General features: G+C 72.2%; 15 protein-coding genes. 6 read left to right on the top strand and 9 right to left on the bottom strand.

Annotation, left to right across the window (positions count from 1 at the left end):
* Positions 1-2: 2 nt before the first annotated feature.
* From AC6H2I_RS17550 to AC6H2I_RS17530, 5 genes are all read right to left on the bottom strand, one after another.
* Positions 3-3,080 carry an efflux RND transporter permease subunit gene (locus AC6H2I_RS17550; protein WP_497501974.1) on the bottom strand — a complete coding sequence of 1,026 codons (3,078 nt, stop codon included), beginning with the start codon at positions 3,078-3,080 and terminating at the stop codon, positions 3-5.
* Between the two features lie 4 nt (positions 3,081-3,084).
* Positions 3,085-4,296, bottom strand: coding sequence for an efflux RND transporter periplasmic adaptor subunit (locus AC6H2I_RS17545; protein ID WP_497501973.1), 1,212 nt, complete (start codon positions 4,294-4,296; stop codon positions 3,085-3,087).
* Between the two features lie 96 nt (positions 4,297-4,392).
* Complete coding sequence (locus AC6H2I_RS17540; RefSeq protein ID WP_497501972.1) at positions 4,393-4,785, bottom strand: hypothetical protein; 393 nt, start codon at positions 4,783-4,785, stop codon at positions 4,393-4,395.
* 111 nt (positions 4,786-4,896) lie between these two features.
* Positions 4,897-6,105 (bottom strand): ABC transporter substrate-binding protein, encoded by a 1,209-nt coding sequence (locus AC6H2I_RS17535; RefSeq protein WP_497501971.1) that lies wholly within the window; start codon positions 6,103-6,105, stop codon positions 4,897-4,899.
* A gap of 1 nt (position 6,106) precedes the next feature.
* Positions 6,107-8,203 (bottom strand): SpoIIE family protein phosphatase, encoded by a 2,097-nt coding sequence (locus AC6H2I_RS17530; RefSeq protein ID WP_497501970.1) that lies wholly within the window; start codon positions 8,201-8,203, stop codon positions 6,107-6,109.
* Between the two features lie 364 nt (positions 8,204-8,567).
* On the opposite strand from AC6H2I_RS17530, the gene AC6H2I_RS17525 reads away from it, so the two are divergent.
* The 3 genes from AC6H2I_RS17525 to AC6H2I_RS17515 are packed head-to-tail and all read left to right on the top strand — an operon-like array spanning position 8,568 to position 13,482.
* A complete protein-coding gene (locus AC6H2I_RS17525) occupies positions 8,568-11,063 on the top strand; it encodes an MFS transporter (RefSeq protein ID WP_497501969.1) in 2,496 nt (831 codons plus the stop codon).
* Positions 11,060-12,652, top strand: coding sequence for a glutamate-cysteine ligase family protein (locus AC6H2I_RS17520; RefSeq protein ID WP_497501968.1), 1,593 nt, complete (start codon positions 11,060-11,062; stop codon positions 12,650-12,652). The genes AC6H2I_RS17525 and AC6H2I_RS17520 overlap by 4 nt, the downstream gene beginning before the upstream one ends.
* On the top strand, positions 12,646-13,482 hold the full coding sequence (locus tag AC6H2I_RS17515; RefSeq protein ID WP_497501967.1) for a metallophosphoesterase: 837 nt from the start codon (positions 12,646-12,648) through the stop codon (positions 13,480-13,482). The genes AC6H2I_RS17520 and AC6H2I_RS17515 overlap by 7 nt, the downstream gene beginning before the upstream one ends.
* 40 nt (positions 13,483-13,522) lie before the next feature.
* Here AC6H2I_RS17515 and AC6H2I_RS17510 read toward each other — a convergent pair whose 3' ends face one another.
* The gene (locus AC6H2I_RS17510) at positions 13,523-14,452 is read right to left on the bottom strand and encodes a UbiA prenyltransferase family protein (protein ID WP_497501966.1); all 930 of its coding nucleotides are present in this window, start codon (positions 14,450-14,452) and stop codon (positions 13,523-13,525) included.
* 200 nt (positions 14,453-14,652) lie between these two features.
* Here AC6H2I_RS17510 and AC6H2I_RS17505 point away from each other — a divergent pair, with 200 nt between their 5' ends.
* Entirely contained in the window at positions 14,653-15,273 is a 621-nt protein-coding gene (locus tag AC6H2I_RS17505; protein ID WP_497501965.1) for a glutathione S-transferase family protein, read from the top strand.
* A 112-nt stretch (positions 15,274-15,385) separates the two neighbouring features.
* Here the strand turns inward: AC6H2I_RS17505 and AC6H2I_RS17500 are convergent, their stop codons facing one another.
* Together AC6H2I_RS17500 and AC6H2I_RS17495 are read right to left on the bottom strand one after the other, a co-directional pair.
* On the bottom strand, positions 15,386-16,117 hold the full coding sequence (locus AC6H2I_RS17500; RefSeq protein ID WP_497501964.1) for a TerC family protein: 732 nt from the start codon (positions 16,115-16,117) through the stop codon (positions 15,386-15,388).
* Between the two features lie 206 nt (positions 16,118-16,323).
* Complete coding sequence (locus AC6H2I_RS17495; protein WP_497501963.1) at positions 16,324-16,740, bottom strand: universal stress protein; 417 nt, start codon at positions 16,738-16,740, stop codon at positions 16,324-16,326.
* A 211-nt stretch (positions 16,741-16,951) separates the two neighbouring features.
* Between AC6H2I_RS17495 and AC6H2I_RS17490 the strand changes: the two genes are divergently transcribed.
* Entirely contained in the window at positions 16,952-17,797 is an 846-nt protein-coding gene (locus AC6H2I_RS17490) for a GntR family transcriptional regulator (protein WP_497501962.1), read from the top strand.
* Between the two features lie 55 nt (positions 17,798-17,852).
* Here the strand turns inward: AC6H2I_RS17490 and AC6H2I_RS17485 are convergent, their stop codons facing one another.
* The gene (locus AC6H2I_RS17485; protein ID WP_497501961.1) at positions 17,853-19,475 is read right to left on the bottom strand and encodes an alpha-glucosidase; all 1,623 of its coding nucleotides are present in this window, start codon (positions 19,473-19,475) and stop codon (positions 17,853-17,855) included.
* A gap of 202 nt (positions 19,476-19,677) precedes the next feature.
* On the opposite strand from AC6H2I_RS17485, the gene AC6H2I_RS17480 reads away from it, so the two are divergent.
* The gene (locus tag AC6H2I_RS17480; protein WP_497501960.1) at positions 19,678-20,817 is read left to right on the top strand and encodes a DNA topoisomerase IB; all 1,140 of its coding nucleotides are present in this window, start codon (positions 19,678-19,680) and stop codon (positions 20,815-20,817) included.
* Positions 20,818-20,827 lie beyond the last annotated feature (10 nt).

Here is a 20,827-nt window from a genome sequence, read left to right as displayed (position 1 = left end):
GCTCAGTGCGCGGGGTGCGCGGCGCCGTGCACGCCGGCGTCCTGGTCGGCGACCGGCGGGCGTTTGCGGGCGATGTAGCTGTAGACGGTCGGCACCACGAACAGCGTCAGGACGGTTCCCAGGAGCATGCCGCCGACGATGACGACGCCGATGGCCTGACGGCTCTCGCCGCCCGCGCCGTCGGCCGTCGCCAGCGGCACGGCGCCCAGCACCATGGCGCCGGTGGTCATCAGGATCGGCCGCAGGCGCATCACCGCCGCGTCCTCCACCGCCCGGGCGACCGCCACGCCGCTCCGCTGAAGCTGGTTGGCGAACTCCACGATCAAGATGCCGTGCTTGGTGATCAGCCCGACCAGCGTCACCAGGCCGATCTGGCTGTAGACGTTCATGGTGCCGCCGGTCAGGTAGAGGCCGAGCAGGGCGCCGGTCATCGACAGCGGCACCGTCAGCATGATCACGAAGGGGTCGACGAAGCTCTCGAACTGGGCCGCCAGCACCAGATAGATGAAGGCGAGCGCCAGCACGAAGGTGACGTAGAGGCCGGTGGCGGATTCGCGGAACTCCCGGCTCTGGCCGGCGTAATCGGTCTGGGCGGTGGCCGGCAGCACCCGTTCCGCCGCGCCCTGGAGGAACGTCAGGGCCTCGCCCATGGAGGTGCCCGGCGCCAGCGTCGCGGTGATGGTGGCCGAGCGCAGCTTGTTGAAGTGGTTCAGCTCGCGCGGGCTGACCCGCTCCTCCACCCGCACCAGGTTGGCCAGCGACACCATCGCGCCGGCCGTGCCGCGCACGTAGATGGCGGCGATGTCGTCGGGGTTGTTGCGGTCGAGGCCTTCCACCTGGACCATCACGTCGTACTGCTTGCCGTCGCGCTTGAAGCGGGTGACCTGGCGCCCGCCCAGGAAGGTCTCCAGGGTGCGGCCCACCGCGTCGACGGCGATGCCGAGGTCGGCGGCCTTGTCGCGGTCCAGGAAGATCCGCAGCTCCGGCTTGTTCAGCTTGAGGTCGGTGTCCAGGTTGACGAGGCCGGGAACCGTGCGGGCCTCGGCCATCATCGCGTCGACCATCCGCTGCAGGGCGGGGTAGTCCAGCGACGTCTGGATCACGAAGTTGATGGGCTTCTCCGTCGGGCTCTGGCCGAGCGACGGCGGGTTGGTCGCGAAGGCGAGCACGCCGGGGATGCCGAACAGCTTGGGGGCCAGCTGCGCGACCACCTGCTGCTGCTTGACGTCGCGGTCCGCCCAGTCCTGCAGACGGACGAAGCTGATGCCCTGGTTGACCACGGGGAAGCCGACCACCATGAACCAGGCCTCGACCTGCGGCACCTGCTGGAACAGCGCCTCCATGCGGCGGGTGTAGGCGTCGGTGTAGTCCAGGGTCGACCCCTCCGGGGCGATGGCGATGGAGACGACGGTGCCGCGGTCCTCGGTGGGGGCCAGCTCCGACTGGATGCGCGCGAACAGGGTCCAGCTCGCCGCGGCCACCAGCAGGCCGACCAGAAGCACCAGCGGCCGCGCCCGCAGCGCCGCCCGCAGCAGACGGCGGTATCCCCCGGTCATTCCCTCCAGGAAGCGTTCGACCAGGTTGTAGACGACGCCGTGCCGGGCCTGGTGGCGCAGCAGCTTGGAGCACATCATCGGCGACAGGGTCAGCGCGACGAAGCCGGACACCAGCACCGCGCCGGCCAGGGTCAGCGCGAACTCCGTGAACAGGCGCCCGGTCCGCCCGGTCATGAAGCCGATGGGGGCGTACACGGCGGCCAGGGTGATGGTCATCGCCACCACCGCGAAACCGATCTCCTTGGCGCCGATCAGCGCCGCCCGGAACGGCGGCACCCCCTCCTCGATGTGGCGGTAGATGTTCTCCAGCATGACGATGGCGTCGTCGACCACCAGGCCGATGGCCAGCACCATGGCCAGCAGGGTCAGGGTGTTGATGGAGAAACCGAAGAGCAGCATCAGCGCGAACGCGCCGATCAGCGACACCGGGATGGTGACCAGCGGCACCAGGGTCGCCCGCAAGGAGCGCAGAAAGAAGAAGATCACCAGCACCACCAGCACGATGGCCTCGAAGATGGTGCTGAACACGGCGTCGATGGAGCGGGCGATGAAGATCGAACTGTCGTAGCCGATCGCCACCGACATGCCCTCGGGCACGCTGGCGTCGATCTTCGGCAGCTGCTCGCGCACCGCGGTGGAGACGTCCAGCGGGTTGGCGGTCGACTGCTTGACCACCCCCAGGGCCACCGCGCTGCGTCCCTTGAAGCGGGCGTTGACCCGCTCGTCGCGGGCCGCCAGCTCGGCCCGGCCGACGTCGCCCAGGCGCACAAGATAGCCGTCGGCGTCGCGCAGGATGATCCGCTCGAACTCCGCCGGCGTGCGCAGGTCGGTCTCCGACACCACGGTGAACTCGCGCGCCACGCTTTCCACCCGGCCGGCCGGGATCTCCACGTTCTGCCGGCGCAGCGCCTCCTCCACGTCCTGGGGCGTGACCCGGTAGGCCGCCATGCGCGCGGGGTCGAGCCACAGCCGCATGGCGTAGCGGCGCTCGCCGAAGATCCGCACCTCCGCCACGCCGGGCAGGTTCTGCAGGCGGTCCTTGACGTAGCGGTCGGCGAAGTCGGTGACCTCCAGCGGCGAATGGCGGTCCGACGAGAAGGCCAGGTAGATCACGGGCTGGGCGTCCGCCTCGACCTTGGCGATGGTCGGCTCGTCGATCTCGTCGGGCAGGTTGCGGCGCACCCGGCCGACCCGGTCGCGGACGTCGTTGGCCGCCTCGTCGATGTCGCGGGTGAGGCGGAAGCGCAGGGTGATCTGGCTGCGCTCGGCGCGGCTGACCGAGGACAGCACGTCGATCCCCTCGATGCCGGCGAGGCTTTCCTCCAGCACCTGGGTCACCTGGGTCTCGATGATCTCCGCCGACGCGCCGTTGTAGACCGTGGTGACGTTGACCACGGGTTCGTCGATCTTGGGGTATTCGCGCACCGACAGGCGGTCGTAGGAGACCACGCCGATCAGCACGATGGCGAGGCTCATCACCGTCGCCAGCACCGGCCGGCGGATCGAGATGTCGGACAGCACCATCGGCTCAGCTCCCCGTCGGCCGGTCCGGCGCCGCGCCGCCGCCGGGAACGGCGGGCGCCGGGTTGGGCGGCATCACCGTCACCGGCGCGCCGTCGCGGATCTTCATCTGCCCGCCCGTCACCACCACGTCGCCGTCGGACAGGCCCTCGGTGATCTCCACCGCGCCGGCCCGCCGGGCGCCCAGGGAGACCCGGGTCTGCACCGCCTTGCCGTCGGCGACCGTGTAGACGAACTGGGTCTTGCCGAACGCGACCACCGCCTGCTCGGGCACCAGGATCGCGTCGGGGCGGACCGTCAGGGTCAGCTCGACCCGCGCGAAGAGGCCGGGGCGCAGGGTGTGGTCGGGGTTGGGGACGCGGGCGCGGATCACCACCGCCCGGCCGTTGACGTCGATCAGGGGGTCGATCGCGTACACCGCGCCGTCGAAGGCGCGCCCCGGCACGGCGTCCACCGTCACCGCCAGGTCCTGGCCCGGGCGCACCGCCGTCAGGTAGGCCTCCGGCACCCGGAAGTCGAGTTTCAGGGTGTCGATGGCCTCCAGGTTCACCAGGTCCTCGCCGGCCTGGACCACGTCGCCCACCGACACCCGGCGCAGGCCGAGGACACCGTCGAACGGCGCCACCAGGGTCAGCCGGTCGAGCTGGGCCCGGGCGAGCTGAACCGCCGCCTCGTCGACCATCATCTTGGACAGCGCCTGCTCGCGCGCCCGCACCGAGCCCGCGTTGTTGCGCTGCAACTCCTCGGCCCGCCGCAGGTCGCTGCGCGAGAAGCTCAAGGACGCCTCGGCCTGGGCCAGGGTCGCCGTGGCGATGGCGTCGTCGAGACGCACCAGCACCGTGCCGCGGGCGACCCGCTTCCCCTCCTCGAAGGCGATCGCGGCGACTCGGCCGGCCACCTCGGGTCGGATCACCACGGACTCGTCCGACACCAGCGTGCCGACGGCGGTCACCGTCCGGGCCACCCTGCCGACGGTCACCGGCACCGCCTCCACCGGCATGCCACCCGGCGGACCGCCCCGTCCCGCCCCCGGGCCCGCGCCCGTCCCCGACCCCGGCCCCGGCCCCGACCCCGGGCCGCCGGGGACGGGCGCGGGACGGCCGGTGGCCAGCGCGAGCAGCCCGTCCACGGTGCCGCCCGTCTCCACGAAGTGCCAATAGCCGCCGCCGGCAACGGCGACGAGACCGATCAAGGCGAAGAGGCGGAACGCGTGGCGCATGAGGAGGACCCGTCGTACCCATGGCGGACGCCCCCCGAGAGGGGCACCGCGGGTGAACTATAGCGTTCAGTCAGGGTGCCCTGTCGATGACAACCGTCACGGCCTGGCGGGCGGGGGGGTGCAGACGCGGTCGAGGCACAGCGTGCAGGGGCCATCGGGCTTGCCCCCCACCAGAACCACCGCGCCGCCGCGGCCGTGGGTCACCCGGAGGTCGGCGGGGCATCCCGGCGCGACCCGGCCACCGGGTTGGTGCGGACGGATGCACCCGCCCTCGAGGTCGATGCCGCGGCTGCAGCAGGGCGCGCCGCCGGCCGCCACCACCGCCCGGATCACCCCGGATTCAATGCGCACGTCGACCAGGACCATCGGGTCCTCCGGCACGCCGGGCTGGGCGGTGACGCCAGGCGCGTCACCGGCCTCGGCCACGCGGACCAGCGCCCGCTTGAGCCAGTACCGGTCATGTGAAAACGCGCGATCGGAGCCGGTCATTGCCTTGGCACGCCAAACACGCCCCCAGTATTCCAGCCGGCCCAATATCCCAGCCGGGCGGTCCGGTCTCAACAGGTCTTTCGCCGCGCTGCGGAGCGCGGCGCCGGCGCCCTAGTTTCCAGCCTCGGGCTTGGCGATCTCCTCGAACAGCTCGTCGCTGGCGATCAGGATGTCGACGGGGGGGTCGTAGCCGATGAGTTCCGCGGTCTTGAGGTTGAGGGCGATCTTGGACGGCGCCACCCAGCGTTGCTCGAGGTCGCGCGGCTTGGCGCCGTTCAGGATCTTGGCGATGGTCTCGGCATGGAACTGCCCGACATAGCTGTAGCCGGCCTGGGAGATGCTCATCAGCACCCCGTGCTGCACCTCCTGCGCGCCCAGCATGGAGAACGACGGCACCTTGAGCCGGTTGATCGGCTCCATCACCTCGGGAAGATTGGCGATGGTGACGCCGCGATGCACCGTGATGTAGACGGCGTCCACCTGGGGCGCCAGGTCGGCGTAGCACGCGGCGACCCGTGCCTCCGCCTCGGCCTGCGGCACGCCGCTGAACGGCGCCAGGCAGCGGACGATCTCGAAGCCGCGCGCCTCGGCCACCTTCTCGACCTCGTCGACTCCGCCGAAGGTGCGTCCCTCCGGCGTGTCCTCGTAGACGATGCCGAGGCGCTGGAAGCCGATGATGTCGTGGAAGACCTCGACCTGGCGGGCGTAGCGATCGGGCTCGACCTTGGCGTGGAGGTGGTCGAATCCGGAATCGGTCGCGCTCTTGACGATCTTCGAGGCGATCGGGTTGCTGGTCGACTCCACGACGGTGGGCACGTCGTGCTGGTCGTTCGCCAGGTCCTGCCCGGCCCAGGTCCCCATGGCGATCATCAGGTCGATGTCGCCGCGCGTGTTCAGACGGTCGAGCACCGTCGCCTTGGTCGACGGGCGCAGGTCGACGTTGAAGTTGCCGGAGGTGTAGTAGGCGTCCTTCGGAAACTCCAGATAGTCGCTGTGGACGGTGTCCGCGAACCAGCGCCAGAAGCCCCCCGGCTCCGGGTTGTTCTCCGGCGGCAGGGTCGCCGGCTCGATCCAGCCGAGTTCCATCAGCCCGCGCAGCGTCGCTTTCAGGATGACCTCGTAGTCCGGGTACTGGCCGCCTTCGAGATAGCCGATGCGCCATTTCGCCCCGTCGTGGAGGGTCGGCGCGGTCGCGTAGGTGCCCTTGTCGCCCAGCGGTTGCTCGGCCCGGGCGGGCGCCGCCGGCAGGGCCACGACGGACGAGGCGGTCAGAAGGGCGGCGACGAGCACGCCGCGCAGGCGCCGGTAGACTGAAGGCATGCTAATCCTCTTTGCTGGCCGAAGCGGGCTCGGGCGCGGCACCGGCAGGGTCCCCGTCGGACGGCAGCCCATAGTAGCGGAGCGCCAGCACGGTGATGTCGTCGGACTGCTCGGCCCCGTTGGCGTGGGCGCCGACGCTGGCCACCACCGCGTCGACGATCTCCCGCGCCGGGCGCCCGGCCAGCCGGTCGCGGGCGAGATCGAGCAGCGCCCCGTCGGAATACTGCTCGTCGTCCGGGTCCATCGCCTCGGTGACGCCGTCGGTGTAGAGCAGCAGCGTGTCGCCGGGGGCCAGGGTCACCGTGGCGGTTCCGTAGGGGATGCCCTCCATGATGCCGCACGCCATGCCCGGGCTGGCGTCCTTCAGGTAGTGCACGCCGCCGCCGGCGATCAGCAGGGGCGGGTTGTGGCCGGCGCTGGCGTAGCGGATGACCCCGGTGCGCACGTCCAGGATGCCGATCACCAGAGTCACGAACATCATGTTCGGGTTGTCGCGCGACAACTCGTCGTTGACCTGGGCGAGGATCTCTGCGGGTTCCCAAACCCGGTCGGCCACCACCTTGATCAGGGTCTTGGTCACGGCCATGAACAGCGCCGCCGGAACCCCCTTGCCCGACACGTCGCCGACCGTCAGGCACAGGTGGTGCGGGTCGAGGAAGTAGAAGTCGTAGAGATCGCCGCCCACCTCCTTGGCCGAATGCAGCGTCGAATAGAGTTCGAAGCCGTGGGATTCCGGCGGTTCGGGAAAGATCTTGGGCAGCAGGCCGATCTGGATGTCGCGGGCGATGGTCAGTTCGCTCTCGATGCGCTGGCGCGCCGCCGTGGCGTCCATCAGCAGGCGGACGTTGCTGCGCAGCGAGGTCTCCATGTAGACGAAGGCCTTGGCGAGACGCCCCACCTCGTCGCGGTGGCGCCGTGGCAGGTCGGCGATCGAGCGGCCCGTCTCGCCCGCCGCCGGCGCGGAGAAGTCCTGGGTGGAGAGGTCGTTGGCGTAGCGGGTCAGCGTCACCAGCGGCCGCGACAGGCGCGCCGCATAGAGATAGCCGAGGCCGGCGCTGACCAGCAGAACGACCGCGAAGATGCCGCCCTGACGGGCGATCAGCAGGCGCGCGGGGCGGCCGATCTCCTCGGTCGAGGTGGTCGCCACCACGTACCAGTCCAGCGCCTTGAAGTACGAGGCATGGGATTCCATCGGTTCGTCGTTCGGACCGATATGGAACACCGACGTGGCGCCGGCCTCCGTCGCCGCCGCCTTGAGGTCGTCGAGCAGCCGGTTTCCCGTCAGCGGGTTGCGCCCGGCGATGATGCCGGGATCCCCGCGCGGCGGCACGACCACCTTGTCCGACCCGTCGAAGATGAAGACATAGCCGGTGCGCGCCACCCGGATCGCCGGCATGCTGTCGCGCAGATCCTCGACGAAGGCGTCGATCTTGCGCCGCACGTCGTTTTCCACGTCGCGGATGTCGTTGACCGTGCCGACGATCCAGTCCCAGCGTGCGAACCGGAAGAAGTGGCCGAACTTGGCGACCGGCCTGTCCGCACCGGCCTCCAGCACGCGGTAGGTGGCGAAGGTTTCGCGGTAGCGCTCGGTTTCGGTGCGCACCGTGTCCACCAGGCTGCGCCCCTTGTAGTCGGTGAACCCGCCCAGGTCCTGGCCGACCATGGCCGGATCGGGATGGGCGGCGGCGTGGCCGTCGGCGTCGATGACCAGCACGTACTGCCGGACGTTCTCGTCCAGGCGCAGGGCGGCCATCCAGGCCAGCGCGGCGGTGCGCGCCCGATCCTCGCTCAGCGTGCCGGCATCGGCCAGGGCGGCGAAGTGCTCCAGCGCGGCCTGGATCACGCCGCTGGTCTGGCGCAGGTGCTCCTTGCCCGCGGTGATGGTGCGGACCTTCTCCATCAGCAAGCCGCGGTAGCGGTTGGTGATGTCACGCTTGACCAGCGTCACGACGTTCTGGGCCGCCTCCACCTCGGACTCCAGCATCGCGTGCTCGACGTCGCGTTTGCTCAGCGTCATCACCGTCGCCGCGACGATGCCCAGCAGCACGATGACCAGCAGGAAGACCTTCGCCTTGAGCGAATTCAGCACCGCAGCCATGCGCTGCCCCCGTTTCGAACCGCATCCATCCCAGGCTCCCCGCTCCACCAGGCCCGCGCGCCCGCGTCGCACCAACTAACCGCGCCCAGCCTACACCGCCTTTTCGTCGATAGGCCACTTCGGAGCGCAATATTTTCCGGCACCTTTGTTTCAGGAGCGTAACACGCACCTGTCTTCCGAATCGATTGCGACCGTGCTATTGCAGGCATGATTGCATAAGGTGCTCGCAACGGCACCGTTTGTTTGCAGCCGGGACGGGAACATCCGTTCGTGCCGCGGACCGCGGGCACCGCCGACCGCCGGCACCGCGGACGACGATCCCGGGGGCGGAGCGGGACGGGGTTCTGGCAAGGTGGGAGCGACGATGGCACGGCGCGCGGGCGGAGGCTTGTGGAAGGTCCTCCTCGGCAGCATTCTGATTCTGATCGTCGCCCAGGCGCTGAACGGCGGCCTGTCCCTGGCGTCGCTTCACAAGATCTATTTCCAGTCGCTGGTCGCGGGCATCAAGGTGGCCGGCAGCAACGGCGCGCTGAAGGTCGAGGGGGCGGTCCGCTTCGGCAAGCCGATCGAGGCGTTCTACGGCATGCAGAAGGTCGCCGACGACATCCGCAGCGCCCTGCCGGAGATCGACGACGTCGTGCTGGCCCTGCCCGACGGCACCCAGACCTACCACTCCGCGGCCACCGCGCGGCCGATCGGCCGCGCCCTGGGCGTCGCCCGGCAGGCCTTCGCCAGCGGCGAGAGCTTCGTGATGGAGGAGGAGGGCGAGGAGCATCTTGCGGTCTTCGCCATCCGCGGCAAGGGCGGCACGCTGGCCGGCATGCTGACGCTGTCCTTCCCGGACTCGCTCGTGCGCGAGCGGTTCGAGGGCGCCCTCGTCGACAACCTGAACGTGCTGGGCGTGAGCACCGCCGCGGCCATGGCGATCATGCTGCTGCACTTCGCGCTGGTGGGCGGCGGCGATCGCAGCCGGCTGCACGGGGCGCGGCTCTACGCCGTCCCGATCATCGCCATCGTGGCGGCGCAGGCGTACTACTCGTTCGAGACGGTGCAGAACTTCCGCGACCAGTACGTGTCCGTCACCCGCAGCAACGCCGGCCGCCTGACCGATCTGGTGCGGCGCGACATCGAGAGCATCCTCGGCAAGGGCATCAAGATCACCAGCCTGGTGCGGATCGAGGACCATTTCCATCGCATCGTGCAGAGCGTGCCGGAGATCGCCGACATCGAGATCCGCGACGCCGACCGCTCCCTGCTGTACCGGGTGGACCAGTCGGGCCGGGTCGCCGCGCCCGGCGTCCCGCCCGCGGACACGGACACGGACACGGACCAGGCCGCGGACGCGGAGTCCGAGTTCCAGGTGGTGTTGCCGCTGCACCGCGTCGCCGGCGACGGCAGCCGCAGCGTCGCGGGCTTCATCGAGATCCACCTGTCGCCGGAACGGATCGGCGCGGGGGTGCGCCAGCGCATGTTCGACGCCGGCACGCTGGCGCTGCTGTCGGCGCTCGCGGTGTTCGAGCTGTCGATCCTGCTGACGGTGCTGGTGCGGCGCACCCTGGGCGGCCACGGTGCCGACGACCCGGCATCGCGCCATCTGCTGGCCCGCCCGGCCGTCTTTTCCTTCCTGCTCGCGTGGGCGCTGCCGCTGTCCTTCGTGCCGCTGCAGATGCGCCAGCTCTACGAACCGATCGCCGGCCTGCCCGCCAGCATGGCCATGGCGCTGCCGATCTCGCTGGAGATGCTGTGCGCCCTGTTCGCCGCCCTGCTCGCCGGCGCGCTGACCGATCGGCGGGGCTGGCACGTGCCGTTCCTGGCCGGGGTCGTCGTCAGCATCGCCGGCGCCCTGCTGGCGGGAACCGTCGATTCGGCGATCGCGTTCGTGCTGTGCCGCGGCGTCGTCGGCCTGGGCTACGGCCTCGCCTGGATGGGCATCCAGGGGTTCGTGTTCCAGTACAGCACCCTGCACACCCGGGCGCGCGGCATCTCCAACCTGGTGGCGGGCATCTTCGCCGGCCACATCTGCGGCACGGCGATCGGCGCGATGATGGCGGAGCAGATGGGGTTCTCCTTCGTCTTCCTGGTGTCGGCCGGGGCGATGACGGTCCCGCTGCTGTTCGCCTTCGCCTTCATGCGCCCGCTCATGCACGCCCCGGACCCCGGCACCAGCACCGTGAGCGGCCCGTCCGAGGCCGCCCCCGGCGGGTCGCGCCGCGGCCTGCGGTCCGTGCTCGGCGACCGCAACTTCGTCGCGGTCATGCTGTTCAGCGTCATCCCCTTCTCCATCGCCCAGGTCGGCTTGCTCTACTACGCCCTGCCGATCTACCTGGCCGAGCAGCAGGTGAACCAGTCCAACATCGGCCGTATCCTGATGATCTACGGCCTCTCGGTCATCTACATCGCCCCCCTGGTCGCCCGTGCCGTCGACCGGACGCGGCGCAAGAAGCCGTTCATCGCCGCTGGCGGGCTGGTCGGGGGGACCGGGCTGGCATGGCTCTACGTCGACCAGGGCATGAGCGCCATGGTGCTGGCCGTCTTCCTGCTCGGCCTGGCCGCCTGTCTGGCGGGCAGCGCGCAGTCGGCCTTCGCCCTGCGCCTTCGGACCGTCCAGGCGTTCGGCGCCGGCAAGGCGATGGGGGTCCAGCGCGCCGCCGACAAGATGGGCCAGATGCTGGGCCCCCTGATCGTCGGGGCGCTGTTCACCGCGGTCGGCATGGAGGTCGGGCTGGCGGTCACCGGGGTCATCTATCTCGCCGCCACCGTGCTGTTCATCGTGGTCGCCAGCGAACGCCCGTTCCGCTCCCGCGCCGACGGCGACCCCACCCCCGACCTCGCCGCCGGCGCCGGATCCGGTGCGTCGTGACCGGCGACCCCGCGACCGCCATGATCGGTCTCGAAATGGAGATGGCCGTCGCCGACGGGGCCACCGGCGCCTCGCACGCCGTCGGCCCCTTCCTGCCCGCGCTCCACGCCCTCAAGACGGCGCGGGAGGGCGCCGCGCAACTGGAATGCGCCGGCGGGCGCCCCGTCGCGGTGCGGACGGACGGCGTCGTCAGTTCCATCGACAACGGGTTCAACAACCTGGAAAGCGCCATCGGCCCGGTGCCGGCGGGCCACGCCAACCTGGTCGAGCTGGACCGCCGGGTGTGCCGGGAACTGGACGCCGTCTGCACCGCGCTGGCCGGGGAGGGCGCGACGATCCTGAACCTGGCCGAGCATCCCTGCGCCCCGGACGACCGCACACGCTACCTGGCAACCCGGGCACCCAAACCGATCTACGACTACTGGACCGACACCCGTGGCTGGGATCACGCCGCGGGAATCGACGCCAAGGCCCAGAACAGCCCCTCGACCAGCGTGTCCTGCGACACCGCGGTGTCGGCGCTGAACACCGTGCTGGCGCTCGCCCCGGCCTTCATCGCCCTGTTCGCGAACAGCCCCTTCGAGGGCGGGCGGCTCACCGCCCGCAAGGAGAACCGGCTGACCCTCTGGCCGCGCATGTTCGCCGGGGCGGCGTTCCCCGGGGACCGCACGCTGCACACCCTGCCGCCGGCGCCCTTCCGCGATCTGCGGGACCACGTCCGCTGGATGTTCGGGCCGGGCACGGCGATGCAGTGCGTGCCGCTCACCCCGCACCACGCCTACAAGACGCTGTCCGACCTCTATCACATCGACGCGGCGCCGGACCTGCTGCGCTTCCTGGCGCACCCGCGCTGGACCGGCCGCCACATCGTCACCCACCGCGCGGTGGAGGTGGTGCCGGCCATGCACCACCTGGAGTTCCTCCAGTTCGCCAGCTTCCTCGATGCGCGCATCCGCTTCCGCTTCTCCGACGCCCCCTTCGCCACCGAGGAGTTCCTGGACGCCTGGCACGGCCCGGCGCCACTGGAGACGCTGTTCGGCGCCAGGCTGAGCGCCTGCTACATCGAGGGCCGGGCGAGCGGAGCCAACTTCCCGGACCGGGCGATGGCCGGGCTGGCCGACGGCCGCGTCGCCCGCTCGGTGGTGATCGCCCCGAGCGCGCTCCAGGCCGGGCTGCTGCGCAACCTGGACGAGGCGGCGCGGCTCGCCCGCAGCGTCCCGTGGGGCGCCGTGCCGGCCTTGCGCGCCGCGGCGATCCGCGACGGGCTGGACGGCAGCGCCGGCGGCATCGCCCTGAAGCGCCTGTGCCGGGAGGTGGTCGAGGTGGCGGCGCGGGGACTCGCCGTCGAGGAGCACTGGATGCTGACCTACCCGCTGCATGTCCTGCGGACCGGGTTGACCGGGGCCGACCACGCCGTGCGGGCCTATGACCGGTTGAACGGCCCGCCCCGGGAGCGCACCCTGGCGGTCGCCCGTGAGCGCGCGATCGCCTGGCCCCTGGCGTCCCGCCGCGACACCCCCGCGGCGGCCGACACCCTGCTGGCCGCCGGACGGTCCGCCCCCTCCGCCGCGAAGGCCGCCTCATGCTGATCGCGCAGATCACCGACCTCCACGTCGCCCCGCACGACCCGGCGGCGCCCGCCACGACCGGCTCCGGGGCGCCCGGGTCCGGGGCAGCCGGGACCGGGGCGGCTGGCACCAACGCCCGGCTCGCCGCCACGGTCGCGCACCTCAACGCCCTCGACCCGCGCCCCGATCTGGTGCTGGTCACCGGCGACCTCGCCAACACGCCGCAGCCCGGCGAGTACGAGATGCTGGACGCCCTCCTCGCGCCGCTGCGCCTGCCGCTCCGCGTGCTGCCCGGCAACCACGACGACCGCGCCGCGCTGCGCCGCGTCCTGGGTGCCCGGTGCGGGCTGCCGATGGACGGCGCGTTCCTGCACCACGTGGTGGAAGCCGGCCCGCTGCGGGTGCTGATGCTCGACACCCAGAAGCCGGGGCGGCCCGAGGGCGAGCTGTGCGAGCGGCGCCTTGCCTGGATCGCCGAACGCCTGGGCGAGGAGCCGCAGCGCCCGACGCTGCTCGCCATGCACCACCCGCCCTTCACCACCGGCCTCGCCATCGACACCATGGGCTGCGGCGGCGCGGCGGCGCTGGGCGCGCTGGTGCGCCGGCACGCCGGCCACATCGTCGGGATCGTCTGCGGCCATGCCCACCGGCCGATCGTCGCCGGCTGGGCCGGCACCACCGCCTTCGTCGCTCCCGCCACCGCGCCGCAGTTCGCGCTCGACCTGCGCCCCGGGGCGGCCTTCCGCCGCACGCCGGAACCGCCGTTCGTGGCGCTTCACCTGTGGACCGCCGACACCGGGCTGGTCACCCATCTCAGCCCGGTCGACGGGGTCGGCACCGGCGCCCCCTGAGCCGCGCCGGCGATCCCGCCCCGGCGGCCCGGCGGCCCGCTCAGCGGTCGCCGCTCCACAGCCGGTCCAGCAGGCCCGCCACCGGCATCAGCGCCAGGATGGACAACCCGGCCAGCAGCCCGGCGAAGCCGGCCATCACCGCGGCGGCCAGGGCCGGAACGGCGATGCCGGCCGTGGACAGCGCCGTGCGCACCGGGCCCGGGCGCGGGTCCGACGCCGCCCACAATGCGTCGGGCAGAACCTGCCAGGCCAGAATCAGCGCGAACGGCAGGGCCGACAGGCCGGCGTAGTGGGCATCCCAACCGAAGGTGACCGGCAGCAGGATGGCGGCGAGCACCAGCGCCAGGGCGAGGTAGGCCGGCCGGCGGTCGCCGGCCCAGGCGCCGCCGCGGGCCAGCACGGCGAAGGCCGCGCCGTAGCAGAACGGCGCCAGGGCGACGGCGGGTGCGGCGGCGGAGCCCGCCATGCCGCCCTCGGCCCCCAGCAGGTGGAGGCCGGCCAGGGCCGCGCCCGCCACGGGCGGCCCGGCCCAGGGCCGCCGGCCGAGCCCGCCGGCCAGCGCCGCGGCGGCGGCGCCCGTGAGAAGCGCCGTCATGCCCGCCATGGCCGACACCTGAGCGGCCGCCGCACCGGCCAGCACGGTCAGCGCGCCGGCCACCGCGAGCGCCACCGCGGCGGTCGGGGCCGGCGCGCGGTCGGGGCCGGCCGCGCCGGATCCGGCCATCGGTGCGCCGCCCCACAGCACCGCCGCGACGAGGCCGAGCGCCACGGCGGCCGCGAGAAGCCACGCCAGCGCAGCCGCCCCGTCGTCGGGGACCGCGGCATGGCCGGCCAGCACCGCCGCCACCGCCCCCACCACGAACGCCGGGCGCAGGCGGGCCGCCACGGAGCGCCAGACGGCGGCGCGGCGCGGCGGGAAGGCGTGGCCGGCGAGGCCGGATTCGGCATAGGTCTGGTGCGACGACGGCATCGGGCCGTGCTCCGGTGTCATGTCCATGCGTGGGTGTATGGACAACCCCGGGGAGCCCTCCCTGTTCCCGGCCACACCCTTCGGGTGGGGCGGTCACGAAAGAGTGAGAGGGGGGCCGGTGGGCGCGTATTCCGCTGGCGCGCCACCCCCGCGCCCGGCATCGTCGTGCCGTGTCGAACGCCATAGGGAGGGTCCGAACCGTGACCGCCGCCTTTACCGTCTACGGAAATTTCCTGTCCCAGCCGGCGACCCGCGTCGTGCTGTTCCTGTCCATGGCCGGCGAGTCCTTCGCCTACCGCCATGTCGAGCTGTCCGCCGGGCAGCAGAAGACGCCGGAATACCTGGCGATGAACCGCTTCGGCCGGGTGCCGACGCTGGCCCACGCCGGTTTCCACCTGGCGGAGTCCGGCCCCATCCTCACCCACCTCGCCGCCACCACCAACCGCTTCGGCGGCCACGACGAGGCGGAGCAGCTGCGCCTGGCGGAATGGCTGTCGTGGCTGGCCGACGCCCTGCTGCCGTTGCAGCGCGCCCGCGCCATCCGCCGCTTCAACCTCGACCCCAACGCCCTGCCCTTCACCGACGGCGCCGCCGCCGCCGGGATGCGCCAGTTCGACCGCCACCTCGCCGGCAAGGCCTTCCTCGAGGCCGGCCGGGTCACCATCGCCGACATCTTCGCGTTCCCCCTGGTCGACCTGGCCGAGGAGTCGGCCCTCGACCTGGCCGGCTATCCCAACGTGCAGGCCTGGCACGCCCGCATGCTGGAGCAGCCCGGCTGCCGGCGCCAGTACGATCTGATGCCGCGCGAGGACGTCGGCTGACCGGATAGGGGCCGGACGGCCGAAGGGACCGGGCCGGGGGGACCGGCAGCGAAAGGGGCGGCCGCGCGTCGCGGCCGCCCCCCGTTCCCCCTGCTCAGGATCGGCCGGCCGGTCAGTCGGCCTCGTCCGCCACGGCACGGGTGCCGGGCACCTCGTCGGGCTCCAGCGTCACCTCGGTTTCGGCATGGTGCGTGGCCTTGCGGGCGGCCGCCCGGGCGGCCAGCGTGCCGATGGCGACCACCCCCGCCGCGCCCAGCAGCGGCGCCACCGTGTGCAGGAACGGTGCGGTGTGCTCCACCCAGTCGTGCAGCATCGGGTCGGTCACCACGACCTCGCCGGCGATGTAGCCGAGCAGGGCGGCCCCGGCGGTCACCAGGATCGGGAAGCGGTTGATCGCCTTCAGAACCAGGGTGCTGCCGAACACGATCATCGGGATCGAGATGGCCAGGCCGACGATCAGGAGCACCATGTCCCCCTTGGCCGCCGCGGCGATGGCGATGACGTTGTCCAGGCTCATCACCGCGTCGGCGATGACGATGGTCTTGACGGCCGAGGCCAGCGATCCGCCGGACTGGACGTTGTGGCCGCCCTCGTCCTCCGGAACCATCAGCTTGAAGGCGATCCACAGCAGCAACAGGCCGCCGATCACCTTCAGCAGCGGGATCTCCAGCAGATAGACGATGAAGATCGTGAACACCACGCGCAGCACCACCGCCGGCGCGGTGCCCAGGATGATGCCCAGTTTCTGCTGGTGCGGCGGAAGGGAGCGGCAGGCCAGCGCGATGACGACCGCGTTGTCGCCGCTCAGAAGGATGTTGATCCAGATGATCTGGACCAACGCCATTAGAAAGTCTCCGTACTCCATGACCGTCTCAGTCTCCTCCCCTTGGGGTTTCGCGAGAACGCCAGCCGGGGGCGGTGCGCGCCTTGGCACGAAGGCGTCGCCGCGAGGGGCTGCCCGCCGATGGGGCGCCCGTCCTTGCACCTGTCCCGCCCGGCGGCGCCCTTAGCCGCCGTCCGTCCGGCCCCTGCGGCCGGGTTCGAGTGACGTCATTTGACCAGCGTGAGCGGCAGGCCCGCCGCGTTGAGCAGCTTCAGCGGGGCGCGCCGGTGGAACAGGTCGGCCAGCCCGCCGCCGCCGCCGACCGCCATGACGATGTGGCCGCACCGCTGGTCGGAGGCGTATTCGGCGATGACGGCGGGGCCACGCCCGACGGCCATCGCGCTGCGATAGTGGATGTTCGAGGATTCCAGCAGGTCGACCGCGCTGCTCAGCGTGTTGCGCGCCCGCTCGTCATGAAAGCCGCAGCGGTCCTCGGGGTCGACGAAATCGCTGATGCTCTGCGGAAGCGGCGGCCGGACGTTCAGAAGATGGATTTCGGCGCCGGTCTGCCAGGCCAGGCGAATGGCCTGGCGCACGGCGTGATCGGATGGCCCGGACCCTTCGATCGGCACCAAGATCTTCATCGCGTCCTCTTCCCAGGGATCACACCGCCCGACCGATCGTCGATGTGGGGGAAAGCCTACCATGCGGACAATTGGGGTGCAATATATTACACGCGACATGTGGCATGCCAGATGCCAAATGCAGTGCGCCGCGCATTGCCGCGCGCCCCCGGCCGCCCTATACTTCCGCCCGGGGCCGGGCGGGCGCCGGCCGGTGGCGGAGGGCCGAGGGATGGAACGAAGCAGGGGGATCACCGCGGTGCACCTGGCCGGGCTGAAGGCGCGCGGCAACCGCGCGACGCGGCCGGCGGTGCAGCCGCTGGCGCGGCCGCCGTCGCTCACCGAGGCGGCCACCGATCAGCTGCGCGCGCTGATCGTCTCCGGCGACCTGGCGGCGGGCGAATCGCTGACCGAGCAGACGCTGGCCGGCATTCTGCAAGTCAGCAAGACGCCGGTGCGCGAGGCCCTGGCGCAGCTGCGCAGCGAGGGGCTGGTGACCATTCTGCCGCACCGCGGCACCTTCGTCTTCACACCCGACGCCGACGAGGTGGCGCCGATCTGCACCCATTGGTCGACCCTGGCGTCGACCGCGCTGCGGCTGGCCATGGCGTGCGACCGGGCCGGCCTCGCCGCCGATCTGCGCGGCCTCGCCGCAACGCTGGCGTCCTCCGCCGCGGCGGAGGACGTGGCGGCGGTGGTGCGCGCCGAGGGCGCCGTCCAGGAGGCCCTGTTCGCCCGCTGCGGAAACCCCTTCCTGGCCGACGCCCACCGGCTGGTGGCGGCCAAGATTATGGCGATGCGCGTCAGCGTCGGCGCGCTGGAACGGCCCTTCGCATCGGTGCGCCACGACGCCGACGCGCTGCTGGCGGCGGTCGAGGCCAACCAGCCGGACCGCGCGGTGGAGCTGCTGTCGAGCCGGATCGAACGCGTCGCGATGTTCCTGATCGACAGCCTCGCCGCCGCCCCGGACGGGGCTGCGGACGACGGCCGGCCGACGTTCGCCGCCGCGCTCATGACCTGCTTCGGCGAGGACGGCGTGATCGCGTTCCTCCAGGAAGCCTCGATCTACCTGATGTAGGGCGGCCGGCTGCAGGGCGGCCGGAGGCGGTGCACCCCGGTGCCGGCCGCGCCCCCTACCCCGCCACGCCGAGCCAGGCGCCCAAGGGCGGCAGCGCGAGGGTGCGGCCGGCGCCGTCGGCCGCCGCCGCGCCGGCCCCGGCGGGACCCGGCAGCTCCAGCGCCCGGCAGCGCGGACGGTGCTTCAGGGACAGTTCGGCCGGGGCGTCGGCGGTGTTGAACACCGCCAGAACCCGCTCGCCGGCGGCGACCCGTTCGAAGGCCAGCACCGGCCCCGCCACCTCCACCCCCGCGACCTCCCCGGCGCCGAGCGCCGGATGGGCCCGGCGCAGCGCCAGGGCGGCGCGCCACACCGCCAGCGGGCTGTCCGCCCGCGCCTCCTGGCGGTCGATGGCCAGGGGCCGGTGCGCCGCCGGCACCGGCAGCCACGGGGTGTCGGCGGTGGTGAATCCGCAATGGTCGGCCTCGGCCCGCCAGGGCAGCGGCGTGCGGCTGCCGTCGCGCCCCTGGAACTCCGGCCAATAGGTCTTGCCGAAGGGGTCGCGCAGCTCGGCCTGGGCCAGCAGCGCCTGGGGCAGGCCGAGCTCCTCCCCCTGGTAGAGACAGACGGTGCCGGGCAGCGAGCAGAACAGGGTCGCCAGCAGGGCGTTGAAGCGTTCCGGCTCCGCCCCCGCCGGCAGCCAGCGGCTGACCGCCCGCTCGACGTCGTGGTTGGACAGGCTCCAGCAGATCAGCCCGGGGTCCGCCACGCCGGTCAGCGCCTCGGCGAACGCCTGGGCGGAGAGCGGCTGCTTGGCGACGCCCAGGGTGTAGGCGGCGTGCAGACCGCCCGGCGCGGTGTAGGCGGCGATGCGGGCGGCGCCGCCGGGTTGGCTGGACAGCTCGCCCAGCAGCACCCGCCCCTCGTAGCGGTCGCACAGGCCCCGCAGCCGTTCCAGCACGCTGCGGATGGACGGGTGCAGCATGTCGTGGACGTGGCGCTGCAGGGCGAACGGCTTCACCGGCGCCTCCCCCGTCCAGCCCACCGCGGGGTTCGAGCGCAGCTCCGGGTCATGGGCGAAGAAGTCGACCGCGTCGATGCGGAAGCCGTCGACGCCGCGGTCGAGCCAGAACGCCGCGGTGTCGAGCACCGCCTGCAGGCAGCCCGCGTCGTGCAGGTTCAAGGACGGCTGGCTGGCCAGGAAATGGTGCAGGTAGTACTGGCGCCGGCGCGGTTCCCAGCACCAGGCGCCGCCGCCGAACACCGACAGCCAGTTGTTCGGCGCGGTGCCGTCGGGCGCCGGGTCGGCCCACACGTACCAGTCCGCGTGCGGCCCCCCGCGCGAGCGCCGCGAGGCCTGGAACCACGGATGCTCGTCAGAGGTGTGGCCGCACACCAGGTCGACCACCACCTTCAGGCCGCGGTCGTGGGCCGCCGCCAGCAGGCGGTCGAACACCGCCAGGTTGCCCATGCGGCGGTCGACGGCCCGGTGGTCGGCGATGTCATAGCCGAAATCGGCCAGGGGCGAAGGGTAGAAGGGGCAGATCCACACGCCGTCCACGCCCAGCGAGGCGACGTGGTCCAACCCCGCCAGCACGCCGTCCAGGTCGCCCCAGCCGTCGCCGTTGCCGTCCCGGAAGCTCAAGGGATAGATCTGGTAGAGGGCCGCCCCGTGCAGCCATGAACGCCTGTCCGCCATGCCGGTCTCCGCACGCGCCGCCGGACCCGATCCGGCGCACCGGCGCGACGGTGACGACCTTTGACTAAGGAAGTATTACCAACGACCAGTTTCGCGGCGCCCGGTCCGGCCCGCACCGGGGCCTCCCCGCCTGGCGAGGGGCAACCCTTCGCCGGCGGCGGCCGTTGACGGCGGCAGACACCCTGTTCCGGACCTTCCGCCCATGGACGCCATCCCGCCGCCCGCCGCCGCCGCTCCCCCCCAGGACCCGGTCCTCGCCGACCCCGAGGAGGCGGCCGCCTGCGCCGGCCTCGTCCACGTCAGCGACGAGCAGCCGGGCCTCCGCCGGCGGCGGGCGGGCAAGGGATTCGTCTACCGCTGGCCGGACGGCCGAACGGTGACCGAGGCGGACACGCTGGCCCGCATCCGCAAGCTGGCAATCCCGCCGGCCTACCGGGCGGTGTGGATCTGCCCCGATCCCGACGGCCACCTCCAGGCCACCGGCCGCGATTCCCGCGGGCGCAAGCAGTACCGCTACCACCCCCGCTGGACCGAGGCCCGCGAGGGCACCAAATACGGCCGCATGCTGGCGTTCTGCCACGCGCTTCCGGCCATCCGCCGGCGGGTCGACCACGACCTCGCACGCCGCGGCCTGCCCCGGGACAAGGTGCTGGCGGCGGTGGTCCGCCTGCTCGAGACCACCCTGATCCGCGTCGGCAACGAGACCTACGCGCGGGAGAACCGGAGCTACGGGCTGACCACCCTGCACGACGAGCACGTCGCCATCGCCGGGTCGGAGCTGCGCTTCACCTTCAAGGGCAAATCCGGCAAGGAATGGAACGTGCGCCTGCGCGACCGCCGGCTCGCCCGGGTGGTGCGGGCCAGCCGCGACGTGCCGGGCGAGGAGCTGTTCCAATACGTCGACCGTGACGGGCAGCGCCACGCCATCGGGTCGGGCGACGTCAACGGGTACCTCCGGCGGATCAGCGGGGAGGACTTCACGGCCAAGGACTTCCGCACCTGGGCCGGGACCGTGCTGGCGGCCATGGCGCTGGCCGAGTTCGAGACCGTCGACAGCACGGCCAAGGCCAAGCGCAACATCACCCGCGCCATCGAACGCGTGGCCGCACGCCTCGGCAACACCACCGCGGTCTGCCGCAAGAGCTACGTCCATCCCGAGGTGGTGGACGCCTACCTCGGCGGCGAGTTGCTGGACGCCATGAAGGCCGCGGTCGAGCGCGACCTGCGCGACTCCTTGCCGGGGCTGGGCGCGGAGGAGGCGGCGGTGCTGGCCTTCCTGCGCCACCGGCTGGAACGGGAGAGCGACGCCCGTGCCCGCGAGAGCCGCCGCAACAACTCCTGAGCGCCGCCTG

Source organism: Azospirillum sp. NS33, from assembly GCF_059703765.1.
This window is presented reverse-complemented; position numbering and strand designations above follow the sequence as displayed.

Bases quoted from the DNA above. Each gene is read 5' to 3' on its own strand.
- AC6H2I_RS17550 (WP_497501974.1), bottom strand. From the start codon at position 3,080: ATGGTGCTGTCCGACATCTCGATCCGCCGGCCGGTGCTGGCGACGGTG.
- AC6H2I_RS17545 (WP_497501973.1), bottom strand. From the start codon at position 4,296: ATGCGCCACGCGTTCCGCCTCTTCGCCTTGATCGGTCTCGTCGCCGTT.
- AC6H2I_RS17540 (WP_497501972.1), bottom strand. From the start codon at position 4,785: ATGACCGGCTCCGATCGCGCGTTTTCACATGACCGGTACTGGCTCAAG.
- AC6H2I_RS17535 (WP_497501971.1), bottom strand. From the start codon at position 6,105: ATGCCTTCAGTCTACCGGCGCCTGCGCGGCGTGCTCGTCGCCGCCCTT.
- AC6H2I_RS17530 (WP_497501970.1), bottom strand. From the start codon at position 8,203: ATGGCTGCGGTGCTGAATTCGCTCAAGGCGAAGGTCTTCCTGCTGGTC.
- AC6H2I_RS17525 (WP_497501969.1), top strand. From the start codon at position 8,568: ATGGCACGGCGCGCGGGCGGAGGCTTGTGGAAGGTCCTCCTCGGCAGC.
- AC6H2I_RS17515 (WP_497501967.1), top strand. From the start codon at position 12,646: ATGCTGATCGCGCAGATCACCGACCTCCACGTCGCCCCGCACGACCCG.
- AC6H2I_RS17510 (WP_497501966.1), bottom strand. From the start codon at position 14,452: ATGCCGTCGTCGCACCAGACCTATGCCGAATCCGGCCTCGCCGGCCAC.
- AC6H2I_RS17500 (WP_497501964.1), bottom strand. From the start codon at position 16,117: ATGGCGTTGGTCCAGATCATCTGGATCAACATCCTTCTGAGCGGCGAC.
- AC6H2I_RS17495 (WP_497501963.1), bottom strand. From the start codon at position 16,740: ATGAAGATCTTGGTGCCGATCGAAGGGTCCGGGCCATCCGATCACGCC.
- AC6H2I_RS17490 (WP_497501962.1), top strand. From the start codon at position 16,952: ATGGAACGAAGCAGGGGGATCACCGCGGTGCACCTGGCCGGGCTGAAG.
- AC6H2I_RS17485 (WP_497501961.1), bottom strand. From the start codon at position 19,475: ATGGCGGACAGGCGTTCATGGCTGCACGGGGCGGCCCTCTACCAGATC.
- AC6H2I_RS17480 (WP_497501960.1), top strand. From the start codon at position 19,678: ATGGACGCCATCCCGCCGCCCGCCGCCGCCGCTCCCCCCCAGGACCCG.